Consider the following 20,697-nt stretch of genomic DNA (forward strand, 5'->3'; position numbering starts at 1 on the left):
GTGGCGGGGCTGGAGGTGGAGGTGGGGCAGCCACTACCGGTTTTGGTGGTGGAACTGGTTTAGGTGGCGGGATCGGCTTGGGTTCCGGTGCCGGCTTTGGTGGCGGGACCGGCTTGGGCTCCGGTACCGGTTCTGGTGTGGGTTCCGGTGCCGGAACAGGTTCCGGTTCCACGACAGGCTCGGGGACAGGCTCGATTGGTTTCTCAACCGGTTTCTCAACCGGCGTCACCACCGGCGGCGCTGGCGCTACAGGCGGAACCACGACAACCGGTTCACGGTGCAGGAACCACCAGAGCCACAGCGCCAGAAGAAGCAACAGCAGCGCGAGCAAAGCCGCCGCGATCCACCAGCCACGACGCGACGGCGGTACCACCGGCACCATCGGAACTACCGGAGGCACGATCGGTTTGGGCGGACGCTGGTTCCAGCGCACCACCAATGGCTCACCGTTGAGGCTGTAGAGTTTGTCCAGCTCAGGCGTGCCGAGCAGGCTGCGTAGGTCATCCGCTACCGTCGGTTGACCGCGTTTTTGCAGTTCATCCGCCAGCTGTCCGAGGGACGTCTGACGCACTTCATAGGTTTCCAGCAAACGTCGTTGCGCGTCCTCGTTGAGGTCGGCATAGGGCGTGGGTTGGCCACCCAGTTCGGTCCACCATTCCAGCACGTCGCCGCTGCCCATCCGCGGGATAGCAAACAGACTGGCGACGGTCGGCGGAAAGTGTTTCTGGATGAGGGCGACTTTGGCTTGCAGCGCACTCATCCCCTCCGATGTGGCTTGCGCATCCCTGATGACCCGCTGCATGACGACGATTCCTGAAAAAGTGCAGGCATCCGTCGGGATGCCCTGCGGGGTGAAAAGTTACTCTTCGTAGCCGAGGCTGAATTGCAGCTGATTGACCTTCTTCTGCAACGTCTTCAGCTCTTGCTGCTTGGCCGCCAGCGTTGCGGGCGTTGATTTGGTCGTTGGCGCCGCTTGCGAAGCCTTGAGCTGCCGTTCGAGGTCGGCAATCTGCTTCTGCACCTGGGCTTCATTGCCACGCCGGGTCTTGAGCGAGTTCAGCAGTTGCGTCAGCGACTGATTCAGCGCCACCTGGGATTTCTGCTGGCTGGCCAGATCGGTTTTGGTGCTGAGTTGTTGGGCCTGAATGTTCTCGTACACCTGACGGAACATTGCGTTTTGCTGACGGGACTCGCTCAGGGCCTGTTCATTCTGCTTGACCTGATCGCTGTAACCACCGGAGTAGTCGCAGTTCATCTTGGTCAGCATGCTGCTGTCGCGATTGGTCGCATCGCATTCGCCAGGCTTGGCCGCGCAACCGCTCAGGGCCAGGGCGGCAGTGATGACCATCAGTTGTCTTAGCGTCATGTGCTTAGCCCAGGGTGATTGCGGAGCGTTGGCTGTACAGAGCGTCGACTTCCTTCTGCAGGCTGACGACTTTCTGGTTCATTTTCTGAATGTTCATGTCTACCTGCTTCATCTCGGCGCTGGTGCCTTGTGCGCGTTCGGCGTCTGCCACTTTGCTGTACTCGGTGACTTTGGTGCGCATGTTGGCAAGGTCTTTACGCAGGCGCGCGATGTCCGAATCGATCCCGGCGATTTGTGCCTGAGCCTTGCTCTTGTCGACTTTCTTGTTGGCGATGTCCTTTTTGATCTGGGCGATTTGCGCCTGGTCATCATTGATCACTTGTTGAGCGGTCGCGGTACGGGCGATCACGTTCTGCGTGTCTTGTTGGACGTCGCTGTTCATCTTCGCCAAACGGGTGGTGGTGTCGGCGTATTCGCTGCGACGTTGATCCAGGTAATAGTTGGCGCCCATGGCCACGCCACATGCGGTAATACCGGCGGCGATGACACACACGGTTTTGTTGTTGCTGTTGGACAGTGCGCAAGCGAGGATGCCGACACCGGCGCCGACGGCGCAGGCCTGGTATCCGGATTTGCTGAAGAACTCTGCGTCATTGCCCTGGGTCAGGCGCGGGTCGGCACCGTCGCCTTCGCCGAGCATAGAGCTGCCGGTGTTGGCGCAACCGGTCATTAGCAGGCTGCCGGCGACCACGAAAGCGATCTGTAGCTTGAAGCGAGTCCAAAGGCTGCGCGACATGGTGAAACTCCTAGGTAACGGTGTTGACGCGTTGTTATTGAGTGACGGTTTTGCAGCTGTTCAACCAGGCTTCAGTATCGATTTTCTGCTTTTGCAGGAACGCCTTCTGATTGGCCCAGTGGGTGCGCAAGTAAGGTTTGAGGTCTTGCAGCTGTTTGTTGCGGCTGATGATTTCTTCCATTACCGGGACTTGCGTTTCAAGCAGTGGCTGGCCGTACAAGGTAGCCGATTCCACCAGGCTGCTGGCGTAGTAACGGCTAAGTTTGTGCAGGCGATCCTTTTGCTCGTCGAGCTTGCCTTTACGCATGTCGCAACTGGCATCTTTGTCTGCGCTTTCGCAGTTGAGCTTGTAGTTCTTTTGCAGGAAGTCCACGTATTGACCGTCGTCGAGCATTTTGGTGCACAGGAATGCACCCAGGTTGAGGCTGGCGCGGATCGCCTGGTCGCGGGTTTCTTCCTGCTGCTGGTTGCTGGCGCGCAGCTGGTTTTCCAGGGCCTGGAGTTTTTCCTTGAGCGCTTTGTCTTCGACGCCCGAGGCGAGGTTGTTCAGGGATTGTACGGTGCCTTTGTCGGCGGATTCGGCTTCCTTGCTGCCGGTGCCGAGTTTCTTCCAGCTGCTTTCGATGCTGGCGACCCGCTCGCGAGAGGTGAGGGTCGGTGAGACCAGCACCAGTCGCAGGCCGGTGGTCTTGTTTTTCACCTGGCCTTCGGCGTTGTAATACGGCTCTTCCTTACGCAATGCCGTACGCAGGTCGGCCTGAGCGGTCAGGTAGTTGCCGCCACGGACGACGTAGCCGCCGGCCTGACCGTGCTGGCGGTCGAGTTTGTTCAGGCGAAACGGCTCGAACATCATTTCGTCGACGTTACCGAGCATGTCATGCAGGCCCAGCGGGTTGGGCTTTTGCAGTCCGGTCAATTGCACTTTGCCGTTGGACGATTGCGCCCCGGCGAACCACTCGTAGGCGTTGATGCCTTCTGGCATCGGGTAGTGCGTGTCGCGGAATTCAGCGGCACCGACTTCCAGCCCGCCGCGCGCGGCGAACTCCCACTCGACTTCGGTGGGCAGGCGCAGGAAGCCTTGGGCGCCGTCTTCCTTGGGCAGCTTGCCGGCGGCGTTTTTGCGCAGCCACAAGTTGTACTTGTCGGCGGCGTCGATGGCTTGCACCCAGCTCACCGCCGTTTGCGGCAAGCGCATCTTGGTGGCGGCGGTGGGGCAGGTTGCTTCGGTCAGCGCGGCGTATTGCAGTTGACTCATCTCGTACTTGGCCATCAGGTAGTAGCGGGATTTGTCGTTCTTGGCCCCGGTAAAGCTGCCTGCGATAAAGGTCGGACGGGTCTGTTCGACGTAGCCGTATTCCGCACCGTCCTGACCGATGTTGATCGGGTAGTCATCCAGCGGACCGGCCACCGGAATGAACACCTTGCGAAACACCATCGAGCCTTCACAGGGCATCGGCAGCACGACGTCGCTAGCCTCGGGCATCGGGTTGTAATACTTCTCTTCCCAGCCCGCCGCCGAGGCGTCGAGCAAGTAGCCGAGGCTCAGGGGTAACAGCAAGCCAAAACGTTTATAGCTCACGCAGACTCTCCGCAGGTTGGATGTTGATGGCCCGCAGGGCGCCGATCACGGCCACCAGTGCAGCGACCAAAAAGGTCAGGAGCAGGGCGGCCAGGCCATGCCAGACAGTGATGTGGCAAACGAAGGTGCCGGTGGCCTGGCTGCTGCCGAGCAGGTAGTCGAACAAATGACTGCCCACGGCATAAAACCCCAGCCCGCCCACGTAGCCGGCCAGGCTCAGCAATAGCGCTTGCAGGACCACGAAACCGCCGACGGCCCTGCGTTTGAAGCCCAGCAGACGCAGGACCGCCAGGCTTTTGCGTTTGCGGTCGATGTTGGCCAGGAACGCGCCGACCATCGACGCCACGCAGCCGATCAGCGCCGCCATGGCGATCACACCGAAGATCAGCCCCAGCACATGGTTGATGGCTTTGACGTTGTCGATGTCGGCCAGTCGGCTCGAGGTTTCGATGTGTTGTTCGTTGAGCCAGTGTTCCAGCGGCGCGACCTGATCGATGTCGCGCGCATACACGCGGGCGCGGGCATACAGCGGTTGCAGATCACCCTGAGGCTTGCCGGTGGTCACACCGAACCCACTGACCTGATAACCGTCACGAAAGCGCTCCAGATCCAGCAGCAGCGGCGGGGCGACAAACCCGGCAGCGCGACCGAAACGGGCTCCGTCGAGCACGGCCAGTACCGTCAGCGTCATCTCGCCGCGTTCATTGACACCTTCCAGGCGGCGCAAGGCCCGCATCTGCACGCTGTCGCCGGCCTTGGCCTGCAAGCGTTGCGCTGCACTGGCGCTGAGGATCACTTGATTGCCGACGGGGTTGAGTGACGCCAGGTTCAGTTGTGGGTCGCCGGGTTCGGTGGCGATGATTTCCGCACCTTCGACAAACCGTTGCATGCCGATCAGCAGGTCAGCCTGGGTATTGAGCGAGCGGGTCTGGCCGAGGGCAAAACCGGTCTCGGGGCGCAGGCGTAAACGCTCGATCCAGGCCGTGTCGTAGTTGCCGTTGCTGAGCATCTTCACTTCAAGGTTGCGCGGGTCGCGCAGCAGTTCGTCCTGCAGCTGGCTGACCACCCCGTGTTTGAGCCCGAACAGCAGCAACAACGGCGCGATCACCGCCACCAGGGAGGCGGCGATGCACAGCGAGACCTTGCGGTCGTGCCAGAGGTCTTGCAGCGCCAGTGAACCCAGCAGGTGCAAGCGATCAGTCCATCGGTTCAAACAGAGTCTCTCCCTGATGGCTGATAGCGCCGAGACGCGGCAAGCCGAAATCCTTCAGCAAGGCCCAGTCATGGGACACAACGAGTGCACTCAAACCCATGCTCGACACCAGGCTCAGCAGCAACTCGAACAAACGCCGGGCACTGTGAGGGTCTAGCGCGGCGGTCGGCTCGTCGGCCAACAGCAGCAGCGGTTCATGGGCAATTGCCCGAACGCAGGCCACGCGCTGGCGTTCGCCGATCGACAAGGCCTGAGGTTGTTTATCCAGCAGCCCTTGCAGGCGCAACACGTCAACGGCGTGGTCGATGTGCTCGCTCTTTGCCGGCATCCCGAGCAAACGGCGCGGCAGGCTGATGTTGTCACGCACGCTCAGGAACGGCAGCAAGCCGCCGCTCTGCAAAATGAATCCCAGATGCCGTGAACGCACCGCTGCAAGAGCAGGCTGGTCGTCAGTGGCCAGCAGTTGGGCGATATCCTGAGCGTGCGTCGGGCCCAGCCGGAAGCGCTCGAGTTCCACCGGCGCGAGCAACAGGCCGATGGCTTCGAGCAACGTGCTTTTGCCGCTGCCGCTCTCGCCGGTGATGGCGAGGATTTCCCCGGCGCCGACCTGCAAGTGCGGCAATCGCACGTGATGAGCCTGTGCGCCTTCACCACGGCGCACCAGCAGGTTCTTGATATCAAGCATCGGCGTCTCGTTAAGGCATCATTTCCAGTGGCACGGGGTATACGTTGTCCCGCGCATCACTGTCTTTGGCTAAAGCCACCCAACGGTCGACATCGGCGTTGTAACGCTGGTAATGCCGCAGTTTGGTGTTCAGCGTGCGGATGAATTTCTCTTGCGCCAGACCGTCCCAGCTCTTCCAGGTCTCTTCATCCAGATTCAGCACTTCACTGTGATAAGGCAGGTCTTCGAGGTACTCGCCGAGGACGTGCATGTCCGCCAGTTTGGCGTTGCCGTTCTGCTTGAGCTGATTGGGATCGGCGCCCATGGTCGCCGCCACCGAGCGCAGGCGATCGAACATTTCCGTGGGTGAAATCAGGCCTTCGTTGGCGGCATCGAGAATCTGCTTCATCACGTCACTCAAGTCGCTGAGCTGTGACTTGGTCAGTAGCACCCGCACGTCGGTGGTCGGGATGTTCTGCTTGATCAGGTCGCGGTCGGTGATCCACGCCTTGAACACTGGCGGGGCCTTGCTGTTGGTTTTCTCGCCGAGATAGGCGAGTTGCATGGCGTGGCCGATCAGCGCCGCGTCTTCGAGCATTTTCTTCTCGGCCGGGTCCTGCTTGGCGTTCGCCGCACTGCCGATGGCGTCTTCGCCCATGTAGGCGGCTTTGACTTGTGTAGTGATCGCCGCGGCCAGTGCGTCGACCTTGCGCCCGAATTCCTGCACATCGCCGGCGTTCACCGGGTAATACAGCGAGGTGTTGGTGCCCGGGTAGGTCGACAGGTTCTTGTACTGCGCCTCGGCCTTGGCGTGGTCCTTGGCCCCGGCCGGGGTTTTCAAGTGCAGGGTGTAAATCGCCACGCCCGGGTTGGCGGCTTCCATACGCACCTGCGCGGCGCTCAAACCGGTCTTCGACAGTTTGTCGTCGCCTTCGATGGCACCCGCGTCGGTGATCAACACCACGTAGCGCGCGCCGAACTGGCTCCAGTCGACCTTGTCGATGCTCTCCATTACGCCGGCAAACGAGTCTTCATCAAAGCTGCTGCTCGACACGGTGGCTTGTTTGAGGTCGGCGATCTTGGCGAAAAAGTCGGCGCTGTCTTTCACCTTCGTCGGGTCGGCGTACATCTTGGTGGTGTATTCCAGCCCCGGCACCGCCTGGGTGTTGGAGCGGAAAGCCACCAGGCCGAATTTGACCTGCTTGCCGAGATTCTGCGCTTCGATCTTCTGGTAAACCTTGCGGATCGCCTCGCGGGTGCGGTCGATGTAGGGGTCCATCGAGATCGTCGAGTCGATGACAAATACCACGGCCGCACTGAATTCCTTCAGCTGGTTGGCCTTTTTGTCTTCGGCTTCCTTGCTGCCGGCAGGGCTGTTTGCAGCACCGCCCTTGGCGTTCTTGTCATCCGGCTTGCTGACGGAGGCGACGTTGAGCAGGCGCGTGCGGAAACCGCTTTCGGTCATGACTTCTTCGCCACTGAGCACCGGCAGCAGGTAGAACTGCTTTTGCAGGTCGACGAAGTATTCCGGCTCTTCAGCCAGTACGCCCGGTGCTTGCTGGCCCTTTTTCAGCGTGGCCCGCAGCGGCGCGACTTTGCTGACCGGGTCCGGCGCATCAAGGATGCCTTCGACGGTGGCGCGGTCCTTGAAAAACAGCAATCGGTCGCGGTTGGCCGGGTTGGTGAAGGCCAGCGTCAGTTGCATCTTCCAGTCGGTGGTGCAGCTGGCAGGCAGCCAGCCAATGGTTTTGCCGTAGCTGTCGGGGCCGACTTTCAGCCACTCGGCGTTGTTTGCTTGCGCGCGCTCGTACACATAAAAGCGGCTAAAGACTGGTTGTGCGTCACCTTCGGCACCGCCCGCCTTCGGGCTTATTTTGCAGCCGGGCGTGGTCAGCACGCGTTGGAACAGGGTCTTTTTACCGGCCTGGATCAGCGGTTTGTCTTCGGCCTGGGACAGCGGGCTGATGCACAGCGCCAGTAATGCGGCACCGCTCAGCAGGAATCGACTCATGGGCGAGCGCATCACTTCTGCAACTCCTCGAAGCGCTGCTTGGCTTCGGCGTTGTTCGGGTCCTGGGTGAGGATGGTTTCATACCAATAAGCGGCGGTGGCGTTGTCCGCGGTCGGGAAGCACTCGCTGGCCTTCAGGTATTTAGGGTCGTATTCGCGGGCATAGGCGTTGGCGATCAGCGCGTCACCGGCCTGGGCACGGTTGGCGTACAGACGCTGGGCGACGCCGCAGTGTTTACCGGCCTTGGCCTGGTTGATGATCTCCAGCAACTTGGCACTGTCGGGTGCTGCCTTGATGCAGGTCTGGACGAAGGTCAACTCGGGCAGGCTGTTCATGCTGTCGAGGGTGCAGGCTTGAGCGTCGGCGCCGGCGGGTGCGGCGGCAGTGGCTGCAACCGCAGGGGCCGGGGTGCGTTTGTAGAACCAGAATCCGGCGCCCGCTGCCAGCAACAACACGACAATCAACAGACCGATCAGGCCTTTGTTGCTTTTCTTCACCGGTGCGGGAGGCGGCGTGTAGTCGGGCTCGGTGAGTACCGACTCCAACTCCACTTCTGGCTCGGCGGTGGACAGGATCAGTTCAGGCATCTCCGGGATCTCCGGGATCTCCGGTGCCGGTGCGCTCGGTGCCGTCAGTTCGGCACCGCCGTAAGTCGAGCGTGTCTGGCCGCCGGCCGTGGACGGCAGCAAACCAACGCCCGGGCGAACCACACCTTTATCGGCATGACCGTGGTTCTGTTCGCGCAGTTCGATCTGGAATTGCGAGTTGGCGCCGCCTTCCAGCAGCGGGTCGACCACGTCCGGGCCGACCTGCGTTTCCAAAGCTTCGCCGTTGGCCGTGAGGTTGAAACGCGAGACCTTGAACCAGAATGGATTGTTGCTCCAGGCCTTGTGGTCCTGAAGGTAAAAACCGTCCTGGTTGCGCTGAATGGAAAACTCCAGCTGTTCCTCGCCACCCTGCCATTTCTTCACAGTGAGGCGGGCCTGGCCAGGCACATTGGGCTCTAACGCGAGCAGGTCGACACGAATTGGCATTGCTTATCTCGCTGCGAAGGCTGTGAGCACTTGGCCCAGCCGTTCGTTCTGTTCAGGGGTGATTTCACGTCCGGCACCATGGCCGGCATTGTCCTGCGTGATGTAGGCCAAGCCCGAGAGCCAGTCGCCTAGATACCGCTGCGCCTGATTCGCCGGTTGCGCCGGCAGCACGGGGACTTGTCCCGGACTAATGTCGGTGTAGAACGAAAACAACGGCTCCTTGGCACCGGCGCGACTGTTCGGACGCTCGCTCACCGGCTTCTGGAGGTAGCCGAACCAGGACACGAAATCGCGCAGCACACGTTGCACTTCCAGTACCTGGCGTTCGACCAGTTGATCGCGCCGCGCGCCACTCTGTGCACGTTTGAGGACGGCGCGGCTCAGTTGCCCCGGCAAGTCCTGGCGATAGCCGGCGGTGATCAGTTCATCGACCACCGCTTCCAGCAAGGCCTTTTCCAGCCCCAGCAGGTTGAGCAGGCTTTGCCGGGTGGTCAGTTCACGCAGGTGCGCGATCCAGGCCTTGAATGCCGCTTTGGCAAAACGGTGCTCGTTGCTTTGCAGTTCGGGCGCCGGGGTGCCGGTTTTGCTGCTGACTGGCGCATCGTGGCTCAGGTCGTCACTGAAGTCGAAATCGAAACCGGCGTCGTTGCCATACAGGCTCTGGCTCGGTGTCGGGGCAGTCGGTTCGTCGTTCACGGCCGGCTCGTCATCGGTTTCGTACACGCCGCTGAGGTACAGGTCGCGCACCTCTTCACTCGGCATGTCGAGTTGATCGATCAATTCGCCAAGCACCGCAGGGCGACGGCCCAGGCCCGTCAAAATCATTTGCGCCTTGGCTTTCTTGGCGGCTGCGGCACCGTCCCCGTCTGCGTGGTACCAAGTGCTGAGACCATGAGTGGTCAGGCCTTCGAGGCACTCGCTCAATTGCTCGCGAATGCGCTGCAATTTGAATTCGATATTGGCCACGCCTTTGAAACTGCCGCTGAAGTGGCTGATGCCACCGTCATCGTTGCGCAGCATTTCTGCCCAGGCGTTGGCCGGGTTCTTGATGTGTTTGCACACCAGAGCGTTGCTGGCGAAGCTGGTGCCCAGCGCGCTGACACGTTCCTGATAGATGGCATTGAGGCCGGTTTCCGCACCGGTCGCGTCCTGCCCGATGAACGCCGCGTCCATACGCGGTTTGCGCACCAGATAGGTGTTCTGAAACGGTGTGCCGGCCCAGTCGTTCATCCAGCTCAGGCTGCCGAAGCGCTCCAGCATGGTCAGCTTGACCATGCCGTTCCAGCTCTCGTCGTACTGATCCGGTGTCAGGCTGAGGGAGTTGGTAATGCGCAGATCGAGCATGGTCAGCGCCCAGATCAGACCGGTATCGCGCTTGCTGCGAGCGGCCGAGTCGGCGCCCTGTGTCTTTTCGATCCAGCGGGTGAGTACCGGGCCCACGTCGTTGACGTCGCTCTGCTTGGTCGAGCCGGTGCAGACCACCAGCGCGTTCATTTCCTGGTTGTCGGTGTAGCGTTCGAACAGGTAGGCGACCTTGCCGCGCAGGATCAGCTGGGAAACGGAGTTGTCCTTGGCGGTGGATTGCGGGTCGTTGGAATCGGCGATCTCGTGCAGTTTCTGGCGCCCGCGATAACCGGGGAAATCCAGCAGGTCGACCTGATTGACGATGTCATCCACCGGCGCTTCGATCAGGCGGAAGGTCATTTCGGCGGTCAGTGCCGCCAGTTGCGCGACCGCAATCGCCTGACTGTTTTGCAGGCGATCGCCAACCAGTGGTCGAACATCGATCGGCAAGTCCAGCGGGCTGCCGAAGCGTTCGAGGATGTCGACGTTCATGATGCTGTCGCGCTGGCTGTAGGTGTCGTTTTCGAAACTCACCAAGGCCTTCAACGGTGCGAACACGGTCTCGGGCAGGCCCAGTTTGTGCAACGCGCCGGCCAGTTGCTGGTACACGCGCGTCAACTCGCTTTGCTCGCCCCAGAGAATCGAAAACAGCTCGGCCCGTTCCTGGAAATTCAGGCGTGGCGCCAATTGCAACGCTTTGGGCCAGTACAGGTGCTCAAGCTTCTTCACCGAGTTGCGGAAGTTGTCGCGCAGGTAATCCCACAGCGACACCAGATCGTCAGCATTGACCCCCGTTTGCAGCGGCCCGGTTTCGCGGCCTTCGAACGGTTTGAGCACGCGCTGGATGCGCTCTTCGTCGATCTCGTAGGAAATCCGTTCAAGGTCAAAATCCTTGAACCAGGCGTTGGCGAGAATCTTTGCCAGCTCGATTTCCTTGAACAACGTGAGTTCTACCGGGAAGTCCTTGTCCTGACTTTCCGTCGCCCGACGGCTGAAGCGCGTTACCAGGCCGGTGGCTTCCTTGCCACCACCCACCGGGTTGATGTGCTTGATGAAGTCCAGGTGCTGGCCGCCGAAATCGGTTTCCAGTTTGCCGTTCTGACCGGCGGCGAGGGCCGAAATCAGGTAGGACTTGCCGGCCTGGGACAAGCCGAAAAAGCCAATGGTCATCGGCGTGCAGGCCACGCGACCGAGGCTTTGGGCCAGGTTGCGGGCGCGGTGCAGGCGGATGTTCAGGTTGTCGGCTTCGCTGTCCAGACGCGGCGCATTGCCGCGCGTTTGGCTGATCCAGTCCAGCGCCTGACCGGCGCCTTCATAAACAGCGGCCCAACTGGCAGAGAGCTGAGTTTGATCGGGGGTCAGGTCTTTCATTTGCGTTTCACACTTCCACTGTCGAGCCAGTACTTGGTCTCGCTCAGGCCGGCGTCGAGCATGGTGTTGAGTTCCAGCTCGAGGTCGCTGCGCGGGTTGAAGTTGACGTTGTTGCTGTTGGATTCGATGTCGCGGACCGAGAGGCGGTCGCTGACCAGATCCTGCTTGCGCGTGTATTTGTCTGCCGGTTTGACCTCAAACCGCACCTTGAGCAGCGGCGCGCTGCCGTTTTCACCGATTGCCCGGGAAAACTTCTCCCGACCCGCCTTGGTGAACCGCAAGGTGTACAGCGGCGAGGCGGCCCAGCGGTCAGCGGCCAACTGGCGGAAACCGAGGCGCAGATCGCCGCGCATTTCCAGCTGCGGCGTGTCGGCGGCGTCGCCAACGCCAATTTCAGGCAGCTTGATTTTGTAGTCTTCGGACTGGATGTCGCGGTACAGCACGTCAGCATCCTTGATCACGTTGTTCAGGTCGATGACGCCGATGTGCTTGACCGTCGAATACGGCTTGAGCGCCGATGCCCGGAAGTAGAAGTTCGGCACGCTGTGGTTGGCGCACAACAGGCAGAGCATGGCGCCGACCGATGCGGTGCTTTTCGGGTCGTCGATCCGGCCGTTCTTGTGGAACGGATACCAGCCGCCGGTGCGGTAGTTTTGAAGCGCCAGAATGCGCCCCGGTGGCAGCGGCAACACCTTGCGAATGAACGCCTGGATGCCGGGCAGGCGCGAAGGGCGGCCGGTCAGCAGCAAGACATCGCACGGGTACTGCGCGACCACTTCACACAGCGCACCAAGGATTTTGGTGATGTTGATCTGGTCGTTGAGGAACGCGGCGTGGAGCTTTTGCAGGTCGAAGCTGATCGGCGCGGCATACAGGTCGAAACCACTCTGACTGCCGACATCGCGACGCACGGCGGCGTTGACGTAGTCGAGCACGGTCTTGCTGATCGCGTTGTCACCGAGCAATTGGCGGTAGCTTTGCGGGGTGACTTCTTGCGGGACCTGCGGATCGTAATGCTCGTACGCCTTGAGCAGCGCCAGGCCCAGCGGGGCGAACACCTGGAGGTTCAATTGCTGACGCAGGATCATGTCCTGGGCGCTGACCGATTCATCGCCACACAGCCGTGACATCAGCGAATCCGGGGCTTTCACGCCGGCGTTCTGCAAGGCTTTTTCGAAACTCGGCAGGATGAAGTCCTGAATCACGTCCAGCAGGATGTCGTCGCCGGCCACTTTGAAGCCATCGCGAAAACGCTGTTCGGGCACGATGTGCACGTTGCTGCCGCTGCCGGTATTACCCGCGCGGTCAAGGCGATAGTCGGTGATCACCAGGTCGGTGGTGCCGCCGCCGATGTCGATGGTCGCGAGGGTGATGCGTTGGCGGTCGGTCTTGTCCGGCCGGGCGATGGTGTCAAAAAACTCCTCCGGATGACCGGCGAAGTTCTCGTTGACCTCGGTGTACAGGTACACCAACTGGCCGCAGGACGCTTCGTCCCATTCCACGCGGATACTCGGGATCGGCGTGCGCGGGCTGACGGCCTGATCCTGATGTGGATCTTCTTCGCCGGCATGCCAGCCGAGGCTTTTCCACACCAGGCCGATGGCTTGCAGCATGCGTTCGTTGAGGATGCTGCGCTCGGCCTGCGGCATGCCCGGCGGCACGGTCAGGGTAATGCTGTTGAGCTGGCGCGGCACGCGGGTGTGCCCCTGACGTGAGCGTTGGGCCGGGCTGTTGATTTGCGACAGCGCCTGGGCCAGCACTTCGGCGAGCATGAAGGTCATTAGCGAGCTGCGTGAATAACGCGGCATGAACACCGGCAGACGATCGTCTTCTTCGAGACTGTATAGCGCCTCGCCGGTTTCGTTGATCAGATGCGAGAACGGCGCGGCGGTGGCGTACGGCTCGTTATCGGTCTTGATGTACGAGCAGTTGAAACGCCAGCCGTGACCATAGGCGTTTTCGTCCCACAGATAGCGTTTCGGGCTGGACAGGCCAGTGGAGCCTTCGGTGCCGCGACGACGGCTGGCCAGACGGCTGGCCTCATTGCCGACACGGGCAATCGTCGCCCATTGGAACGCATCGTGACGGCCGCTCTTGACTGAGCAGTGGTCCTTGCCGAAGTACGCCTGGGCGAATTCCACGCGGCTTTCGAACGGCAGATTGTAGGTGTGTTCGGGGGTGATCAGGTCGCGCAGTTCCAGCACGTAGTTCTGCTTCAGCCCGGAGCCGGCCTGACCGTGGTTTTCGATCAGGATGCCGCAGGTGCGCGAGTTGCCGACGTCCAGCACCAGGTCCACCGGAATCGGTTTGACCAGGCCATTGCTGTCGTTGGCGACCACTTTCAGCTCGGGGATTTCAACTTTCGCCCGGGCCGTCGATTGTTGGGCCGCCGACGGTTTGCTCAACAGGCTGAGCAAGTTGAGGTAGTGCGCCAGGTGATAGTTGGCGCGGATATCGATGTCCAGCTCTGCGCGCGAACGGTGGGCATTGCCCTCGTTGAACACTTCGAGCAGCCACTCGTTGACCCACGGCTGCGCCAGGAACCAGCGGGTTTCGCTGGCCTTGGTCGCCAGTTTGAAAGACACGCCGGAGCTGATGTCTTCTTCGTTTGGCGCCAGGTAAGCAGTGCCGTCACGCTTGGGCATGACGCGGCTGTCGAACGCCATCGTCAGGCGGTGGGTGTTGCCGTCGATGTCGGGTGTCGCCAGTTTCGCCAGACGCATGCGCGACCAGTTGGTCGGGCCTTCATCGAAGCGATGTGGCGGCATGAAGCGGAAAAACGGGGTCGGCAGCCAGATACCGTCGAGCAAATCGAGGCTGCTTTTCATGTCGACGCTGAACGCAGGTTTGGCCTTTTCGACCTTTTCCGGTTCGGGCTCGTAGAAAAAGAAGTCTTTCTCTTCGTTGTACGCCAAGCGGCAGATCAGCCCGCTGATCATCGGTGCGAACTCGCCCGCCGGTTCCTTGCGGGGATCCAGGCGCAGGGCGAAATCCATGAACTGGATGCCGGTGTCGCTGACCAGCGTGACGGTGTCTTCGAATTGTGTGACTTCAGGCAACATGTCAGGTTATTCCGTTTTTATTCGCCCACGTGCCGCATGGACATGGGGAATTGATCTTTTCCGTAACCGCCGGTGCAGTCCGCGACCGTGGTCGCCCCTTTGCGGCAGTTGATCTTGGGCATGTCGTAAGTGCTGCCGTCGCCGCAAACGGCCTGGCCCTGGCTGTCGATGGCCAGGCTGCCACCCTTCATAGTAGCGCTCACCGGCCCGCTACATTTCGAGCCGTCGGCCTGGTGTACGGTGACTTGGCCCTTACCGTCCTTGAGCTGGTATTCCAGACGCAGCGGCTTGCCGGTCCGGCGGTCCTGTATCCCGGCGCCTGCGCTGTACTGACCATCGAGAAACTTGGCGGCACCGTCGGCGGCGTCTGGCGGGATGCTCAGGGGCGGGCCGGTTTTTGCGGCGGCGGATTTTTCTGCTTCGGGCGATGTGACATCCGGCGGCGCGGTTTTGTTTTCGGGTGGCACGGTTTTGTTTTCGGCTGCCGGGTCTTTGGCTGGGTCTTTGGTCAAGTCGGCGGGCGCTGCGTCAGCCTCGTTACCCTCGACGTCCGGCGCTTCCACACCCTGTGTTCCGGTCACTGCAGTGTCGGCGCCGGTGCCGTTGGTGGTACCTACGACAGTGCCGGTCACGGGGACGCCATTGAGCGTCGTGACATTGCCGGTCCGTGGTGGCTCTTCCAATTGTTTCTCCACCGGCACGACGCCCTTAGGCAGCAAATCTACCGCCACCAACGGAATCGGGACGCAACCGCGCAGGCCGAGCAACAGCCACAAAAGCAGCAGCAGGAGCGGCAGCAGCAACAGCCACCACCAGCGCCGCCACCACGGACGAGCCACCACCGGCACGATGGGCGCAACAACAGGCGCTTCGACTACGGGTGGCAGCGGCGGAACCTGATAGAGGCAGTGCAGGGGATCGCGATTGAGGTCGGTACCTGCGTGCTCGAAACCCCAAAAGGTCAGCACCGGTTTGCCTTGCACCAGGTACACGAAGTTTTCGTCAGGGATATGAATGACGCGCTTGAGCAACTTGCCGAACACGGCTTTGTCGCCTTGCTGCTGTTCGCCGGAATCAGTGCCCAGGAAACGCTGGCTCAATTCTTCGAGCGCGGTCTTCAGGGCTTCAAGCTGGCGGCGGGCAGGGGCGCGTTCTTCTTCGGTCGCGCTGCTCCACGGAATCACATCGCCGTCGAGGGCGCTGTACCAATCGATCTGGTTGCCGAGTTCATCGCTTTGAGGGATGGCCAGATGATCGACCAAATCGGGATTCTTGCGGCGAATGGCTTCGCGCAATTGCAGGGCTGCCCGGTAGACCGGTTGACCTGTTTCGCCGAGGGCAGTGAATGACCCGCTCTTACCGCTGCGTAATAGTGCCCCGCGCATTCAAACTCCATACGATCCGTTGCGCAAAAATGACAGACAAAGATGTCTGTGCTTGCTCCTGCATTAAGCGGGCGACCTTAATGTCATCATGATATCGCCGTCAATCTGCAGGAGGTTCAAACCTTATGAGACTAACGTAAGCGTGCGGAGGTTGCATAAGGTCAATTTTAATTGGCTTGGGAAGGCTCGGGTGTAAGTTTTTTTAAGCTTGCTGAATCGTTTCATCAGCGCTATAAAAAATGCACAACTCCAAGAAAGGCTTTCCCCATGACCCCGCTCAAACTCCTCGTCGCCCTTGGCGCGCTGTCCGCCTCCCACGCCATGGCCTGGGATTTCGTCCTGCTCGACAGCGACAAAGCCGCGCAAAACTGGCAGATCACCAGCCAGCAACTCGGTGTGAAGACCGACCAACCCTTCTCCGTGACCCTTCGTACCTTGCACGGCGGTCGGCAAGAGGGCGTCAGCATCGTCGACATCGATAACGGCACGATGAAACTCTCGGTGGTGCCGACTCGTGGGATGAACGTCCTGCAGGCGTCGGTCGGTAATGTGCGCATGGGCTGGGATTCGCCGGTCAAGGACGTGGTCAATCCGTCCTTCATTGAACTCAACGGTCGTGGCGGTCTGGGCTGGCTGGAAGGCTTCAACGAACTCGTCACTCGCTGCGGCTACGAATGGGTCGGCCATCCTGGCATGGACAACGGCGAACTGCTGACCCTGCATGGCCGCGCCGCCAACATCCCGGCCAGCAAAGTCACGCTGCATATTGATGAAAAACCGCCTTACGCGATCAGCCTGCGTGGCGAACTCAAAGAGCAGGCGTTCAAGAAAGTCGATTTCTCGGTGATGACTGAGCTGGTCACTGAGCCCGGAAGCGTCGCGTTTGTCCTCAATGACACCCTGACCAACAACGGTGATTATCCGAAGGAATACCAGGCGCTTTACCACAGTAACTTCAGTACGCCGTTCCTTGAACAGGGCGCCCGATTTGTGGCGCCGGTCAAACAGGTGTCGCCGTTCAACGACAAGGCCAAAGGGGATCTGGCGGATTGGCAGACATATCGCGCGCCGACCAAGGACTATGACGAAACGGTTTATAACGTTGTGCCTTATGGCGATGCCAAAGGGGACACGTTGACCGTGTTGCATAACAAGGCTGGGAGCCTTGGGGTGTCGGTTGGGTTTAATACTCAGCAGTTGCCCGTATTTTCGTTGTGGAAGAACACCGATACGCAAGGGCAGGGATATGTGACCGGGTTGGAGCCGGGGACGAGTTTTTCTTACAACCGTCGTTATCAGCGGCCGATTGGCTTGGTGCCGACGATTGGGGTTAAAGAGCAGAAGCAGTTTCAGATCAGGTACAGCTTGCTGGCGGATAAGGGGGCTGTGGATAAGGCTCTGAAGCGGGTGAGTGATATTCAAGGTGGACGGGAGACTGAGGTGAGGCCTACACCGTTGGTGGACCTCGGCAAAGAATAATCCCGGCTAGTTTGTGGTTGGCCGGTATTGAAGCGCCTCGGCCAAGTGCTCGCGAGTGATAGCGTCGACTTGTTCAAGGTCCGCCAAAGTGCGTGCGACTTTGAGCAGTCGATGGGCCGCTCGTAGCGACAAGGTCAACCGCTCACACGCCGTTTCCAGCCAGGTCTCGTCGGTTGTGGATAACTTGCAGTGTTTGCGCAGGCCCGGCAGATCAAGGAAAGCGTTCGCGCAGCCCTGGCGTTTTTGTTGTCGCTCTCGTGCGTCGGCAACCAGTACTGCGGCGGTAGCGGTGTCGTCACCGGGTTTCAGAGCAGGATTCAACGCCGTGGCTTCCCGAGCGACGGTCAGGTGCAGGTCGATTCGATCCAGTAACGGCCCCGACAGTTTGTTGCGGTAACGCTGGACCATGTCCGGCGTACAACTGCATTTGCCGCTGGGTTCGCCAAGATATCCACAGGGGCACGGGTTCATCGCGGCCACTAATTGAAAGCGGGCCGGAAACCTGACGCGATCCTTGGCGCGGGAAATCACGATGTGGCCGGATTCCAGCGGTTCCCTCAAAACCTCCAGCACCTTGCGATCGAATTCCGGGAGTTCATCGAGGAATAGAACGCCGTGATGGGCGAGGGTGATTTCGCCAGGTTGCGGTTTCGAACCGCCGCCTACCAATGCCGGGCCGGATGCCGAGTGATGAGGCTGGCGGAACGGTCGTTGCGGCCAATGACTCAGCGGCGCGCAACAGGCGACCGATTGAATCGCCGCCACCTCCAGTGCTTCGCTTTCCGCCAGCGGCGGCAACAGCCCTGGCAAACGGCTGGCCAGCAGTGTTTTTCCGGTACCGGGCGGACCGCTGAACAACAGGTTATGAGCGCCCGCTGCCGCAATCAGCAAGGCGCGTTTGGCCGAGAGCTGGCCCTGGACTTCATTCAAGTCGGGATAGGGTTTGCTGGCGTACAGCAGGCCATTCGACACGTAAGGTTCGATGGGCGTGTGACCGTTGAAGTGCGCCACCGCTTGCAGCAGATGATCTACTGCAATCACCTTCAAGCCCGAGGCCAGGCACGCTTCCTCGGCATTTGCGCGCGGCACCATCAGCGACCGTCCAGCCTTGCGCGCTGCCAGTGCTGCCGGCAATACACCCCGAACTGCCCTCACCGCGCCTGAAAGCGCCAACTCCCCAAGGCATTCCACATCGTCCAGCGTCAACGTCGGCACCTGCACGCTGGCGGATAGAATCCCCAAGGCAATCGCCAGATCAAACCGGCCACCGTCCTTCGGCAAATCCGCAGGGGCGAGATTCAGCGTGATGCGCCGCGCCGGGAATTGCAGCCCCGAATTGATGATCGCGCTGCGCACCCGATCCTTGCTTTCCTTCACCGCCGCCTCCGGCAAACCGACCATGGTCAGCGAGGGCAAACCGTTGGCCAAGTGGACTTCAACGGTGACGGCAGGCGCATCCACGCCAATCTGGGCGCGGCTGTGGACGATGGAGAGGGACATGGTCGTTCCTTGAGCTGTACGGGGGCCGCTTCCTGCGGATTTTTGAAGGGTAGTCGTGGAGTCTGGCCGGAGAGGAGGGAAACCTTCGCAAGATATTGCTGGTTCGCATGATATGTAGCAGCTGGCGCAGCCTTCGGCAGCTGCATAGGTTGCGTCGGGGCTGGTATTGGCTGCATAGACATTAGTATTTGTAGGACTGAGCCGAGAAGCATCAAGGACGTCGGCTAAAGCACACGGACGCTCTTGTGCGCTAGAGGGCGCTGCTTATGCTCACAGCAGATCAAGCCCTCAGGAGGGGAAATGCATACAAATGGAATGCGGCCGATTCATCCCGGCGAAATCCTTGAAAAGGAGTTTCTTGAGCCGTTGGGTATTACGGTGGCTGTGAAATGCGTGAGTTGGTGGCGCAGAGCGTAGGCGTCAGCCTTGATCTGGCCAAGAAGCTTTCCATTCACCTGAACACCACGCCCGAATTCTGGCTGAATCTGCAATCAAACCACGATGTGCAGATCGCCGAAACTGACCGGATGCCCCGTTAGTGGCTCAAACCACGGCGCGGGCCGAGCCCCGGGGAACCTCGGCAAGGGCTACACATTACCCGCGCGTATATCTCGAAACTCCCTTCCCGAAGCTGTCAGATGAAATGCAGGGCGACTTTTCAGGCGCCCACTGTTTCGACGCGCGTATGCCCTCGGGCAAAGCGGGTCGCCGATGTCTGCAGCAACAGAGTGACGGTCAATGTGACCAGCAGGAAAGGAAGCAGCCAGGCGTTCTCGATCATTGCCAATTGCAGGCTGAGGATCAACAGCAGCACCGGCGTGGCCAAGGCATTCGCCCGGCTGACATACGCGCCCACCGCGGCCTCGCTATAGCGGCAGGCGATGGCGACACGGATATGCACCCGCGCACCGCCGAAAGCCATACCGAGAATCAACAGGCTCAGTGCTTTCAGTATCAAAGTGTCTGGCATCAGCAACCACATAGACGTGGAAATCACCGCAAGCGCGATCAGGGCTGAGAGATAAGCCAACAGGTTACGACCGGTATTGGCAATGATGACCAGTACCCCGATCAGCGCCATGCCCATGCCGAACACCGCATCGAGCACACCAAGTTCAAACAGCGCCCAGCCGTGGCTCGACACATAGACGGGCAGCATAAAGTTGAACGCCCCGAGGATTGGCCAGATCAGTACCATCGGCACAAACAACGTCAGCGGAAGCCTGGCTGGAGCGGCTGCTTCGCCAGCCTCCTGCGCCAGCACCGGTAGACTGTCGCGCGTGTAACAGATGGCTGCAACCAACAAGAAGCCGGCGCACAGCAGAATTGAAAAACCCATACCGGTCAGAATCGGCATCAGGCCCGCCGCGAGCAAAGGGCCAATCATCAGGGCTGCCTGGCTGGTGGCAGTGGTTGCACCGCTGATCCGGCGCACCTTCGTTTCATCCATGCCACGTTGAATCTGGGTGAACCACATATCCAGACTGGCCTCGAGCGCCATGATCATCAGCCAGACAAACAGATTGGTGATCAGCAGGCCGATCGTGAAGTCTCTGGACACTCCCGATACCAGGGCGAGGCCGGTCAGGCACATCAGAAACCAGCTGCTCATCTGGCGACCGTTCATTCGGCTCGACAGGCGCTTGATCATCACGGGCGTGACAAAGGCCGGTATGAACGAGCAGAAAATGGCCAGCGCCAACGGCAGGTAATCGCCTTCGTTCTGATTGAGGATGGTCCACGTCAACGAGACCAGCAGCGCGCCGGAAAACAGTCGATAAACCGTCGAGCAGACCAGGAACATGGCCAGCTCTTTTGAAGTGCTTTTCATCATGACTTGTCGTTCATTCATGTAATCGATCCTTGCCCTTGAGTACGCGGCGATTCTTGATTGAATGGCTGACGCCAGCGATTGCACTAGCGTTGTGCAAGTGCATGAGGCTGACGTCGACC

General features: G+C 60.4%; 13 protein-coding genes and 2 pseudogenes. 2 read left to right on the plus strand and 13 right to left on the minus strand.

Going from position 1 to position 20,697, the window contains the following annotated elements; genetic code table 11:
- From KGB06_RS17070 to KGB06_RS17120, 11 genes and pseudogenes are all read right to left on the minus strand, one after another.
- Positions 1–802: pseudogene (locus KGB06_RS17070) on the minus strand (hypothetical protein); the annotation flags it as partial.
- Between the two features lie 57 nt (positions 803–859).
- On the minus strand, positions 860–1,366 hold the full coding sequence (locus KGB06_RS17075; protein ID WP_223517713.1) for a hypothetical protein: 507 nt from the start codon (positions 1,364–1,366) through the stop codon (positions 860–862).
- A gap of 4 nt (positions 1,367–1,370) precedes the next feature.
- Positions 1,371–2,102: a hypothetical protein gene (locus tag KGB06_RS17080; protein WP_223517715.1), complete on the minus strand. Its 732-nt coding sequence runs from the start codon at positions 2,100–2,102 to the stop codon at positions 1,371–1,373.
- A 34-nt stretch (positions 2,103–2,136) separates the two neighbouring features.
- On the minus strand, positions 2,137–3,681 hold the full coding sequence (locus KGB06_RS17085; protein ID WP_223517716.1) for an SUMF1/EgtB/PvdO family nonheme iron enzyme: 1,545 nt from the start codon (positions 3,679–3,681) through the stop codon (positions 2,137–2,139).
- On the minus strand, positions 3,671–4,894 hold the full coding sequence (locus KGB06_RS17090; protein WP_223517717.1) for an ABC transporter permease: 1,224 nt from the start codon (positions 4,892–4,894) through the stop codon (positions 3,671–3,673). Before KGB06_RS17090 ends, KGB06_RS17085 begins: the two co-directional genes overlap by 11 nt.
- The gene (locus KGB06_RS17095) at positions 4,878–5,579 is read right to left on the minus strand and encodes an ABC transporter ATP-binding protein (protein WP_223517719.1); all 702 of its coding nucleotides are present in this window, start codon (positions 5,577–5,579) and stop codon (positions 4,878–4,880) included. The genes KGB06_RS17090 and KGB06_RS17095 overlap by 17 nt, the downstream gene beginning before the upstream one ends.
- A 10-nt stretch (positions 5,580–5,589) precedes the next feature.
- Positions 5,590–7,569: a vWA domain-containing protein gene (locus tag KGB06_RS17100; protein WP_411741855.1), complete on the minus strand. Its 1,980-nt coding sequence runs from the start codon at positions 7,567–7,569 to the stop codon at positions 5,590–5,592.
- Between the two features lie 11 nt (positions 7,570–7,580).
- Complete coding sequence (locus KGB06_RS17105) at positions 7,581–8,603, minus strand: hypothetical protein (protein ID WP_223517720.1); 1,023 nt, start codon at positions 8,601–8,603, stop codon at positions 7,581–7,583.
- A 3-nt stretch (positions 8,604–8,606) separates the two neighbouring features.
- A complete protein-coding gene (locus tag KGB06_RS17110; RefSeq protein WP_223517722.1) occupies positions 8,607–11,318 on the minus strand; it encodes a putative virulence factor in 2,712 nt (903 codons plus the stop codon).
- Positions 11,315–14,380, minus strand: coding sequence for a virulence factor SrfB (locus tag KGB06_RS17115; protein WP_223517724.1), 3,066 nt, complete (start codon positions 14,378–14,380; stop codon positions 11,315–11,317). Before KGB06_RS17115 ends, KGB06_RS17110 begins: the two co-directional genes overlap by 4 nt.
- A gap of 17 nt (positions 14,381–14,397) precedes the next feature.
- On the minus strand, positions 14,398–15,765 hold the full coding sequence (locus KGB06_RS17120; protein WP_223517726.1) for an SrfA family protein: 1,368 nt from the start codon (positions 15,763–15,765) through the stop codon (positions 14,398–14,400).
- A gap of 267 nt (positions 15,766–16,032) precedes the next feature.
- Between KGB06_RS17120 and KGB06_RS17125 the strand changes: the two genes are divergently transcribed.
- On the plus strand, positions 16,033–17,244 hold the full coding sequence (locus KGB06_RS17125; RefSeq protein WP_223517728.1) for an aldose 1-epimerase family protein: 1,212 nt from the start codon (positions 16,033–16,035) through the stop codon (positions 17,242–17,244).
- 6 nt (positions 17,245–17,250) lie between these two features.
- On the opposite strand, the gene KGB06_RS17130 is transcribed toward KGB06_RS17125, so the two are convergent.
- Entirely contained in the window at positions 17,251–18,744 is a 1,494-nt protein-coding gene (locus KGB06_RS17130; protein ID WP_223517730.1) for a YifB family Mg chelatase-like AAA ATPase, read from the minus strand.
- 300 nt (positions 18,745–19,044) lie between these two features.
- Here KGB06_RS17130 and KGB06_RS17135 point away from each other — a divergent pair.
- Positions 19,045–19,283 (plus strand): annotated as a pseudogene (locus KGB06_RS17135) (HigA family addiction module antitoxin).
- A gap of 119 nt (positions 19,284–19,402) precedes the next feature.
- Here the strand turns inward: KGB06_RS17135 and KGB06_RS17140 are convergent.
- Positions 19,403–20,596 (minus strand): MFS transporter, encoded by a 1,194-nt coding sequence (locus KGB06_RS17140; protein WP_223517732.1) that lies wholly within the window; start codon positions 20,594–20,596, stop codon positions 19,403–19,405.
- Positions 20,597–20,697: the final 101 nt, after the last annotated feature.

The organism is Pseudomonas sp. GL-B-19 (genome assembly GCF_019956415.1).
Taxonomy (GTDB): domain Bacteria; phylum Pseudomonadota; class Gammaproteobacteria; order Pseudomonadales; family Pseudomonadaceae; genus Aquipseudomonas.

Excerpts from the sequence above, each read along its gene's own strand:
- KGB06_RS17075 (WP_223517713.1), bottom strand. The coding sequence starts at position 1,366 with ATGACGCTAAGACAACTGATGGTCATCACTGCCGCCCTGGCCCTGAGC.
- KGB06_RS17080 (WP_223517715.1), bottom strand. The coding sequence starts at position 2,102 with ATGTCGCGCAGCCTTTGGACTCGCTTCAAGCTACAGATCGCTTTCGTG.
- KGB06_RS17095 (WP_223517719.1), bottom strand. The coding sequence starts at position 5,579 with ATGCTTGATATCAAGAACCTGCTGGTGCGCCGTGGTGAAGGCGCACAG.
- KGB06_RS17100 (WP_411741855.1), bottom strand. The coding sequence starts at position 7,569 with ATGAGTCGATTCCTGCTGAGCGGTGCCGCATTACTGGCGCTGTGCATC.
- KGB06_RS17105 (WP_223517720.1), bottom strand. The coding sequence starts at position 8,603 with ATGCCAATTCGTGTCGACCTGCTCGCGTTAGAGCCCAATGTGCCTGGC.
- KGB06_RS17110 (WP_223517722.1), bottom strand. The coding sequence starts at position 11,318 with ATGAAAGACCTGACCCCCGATCAAACTCAGCTCTCTGCCAGTTGGGCC.
- KGB06_RS17115 (WP_223517724.1), bottom strand. The coding sequence starts at position 14,380 with ATGTTGCCTGAAGTCACACAATTCGAAGACACCGTCACGCTGGTCAGC.
- KGB06_RS17120 (WP_223517726.1), bottom strand. The coding sequence starts at position 15,765 with ATGCGCGGGGCACTATTACGCAGCGGTAAGAGCGGGTCATTCACTGCC.
- KGB06_RS17125 (WP_223517728.1), top strand. The coding sequence starts at position 16,033 with ATGACCCCGCTCAAACTCCTCGTCGCCCTTGGCGCGCTGTCCGCCTCC.
- KGB06_RS17130 (WP_223517730.1), bottom strand. The coding sequence starts at position 18,744 with ATGTCCCTCTCCATCGTCCACAGCCGCGCCCAGATTGGCGTGGATGCG.
- KGB06_RS17140 (WP_223517732.1), bottom strand. The coding sequence starts at position 20,596 with ATGAATGAACGACAAGTCATGATGAAAAGCACTTCAAAAGAGCTGGCC.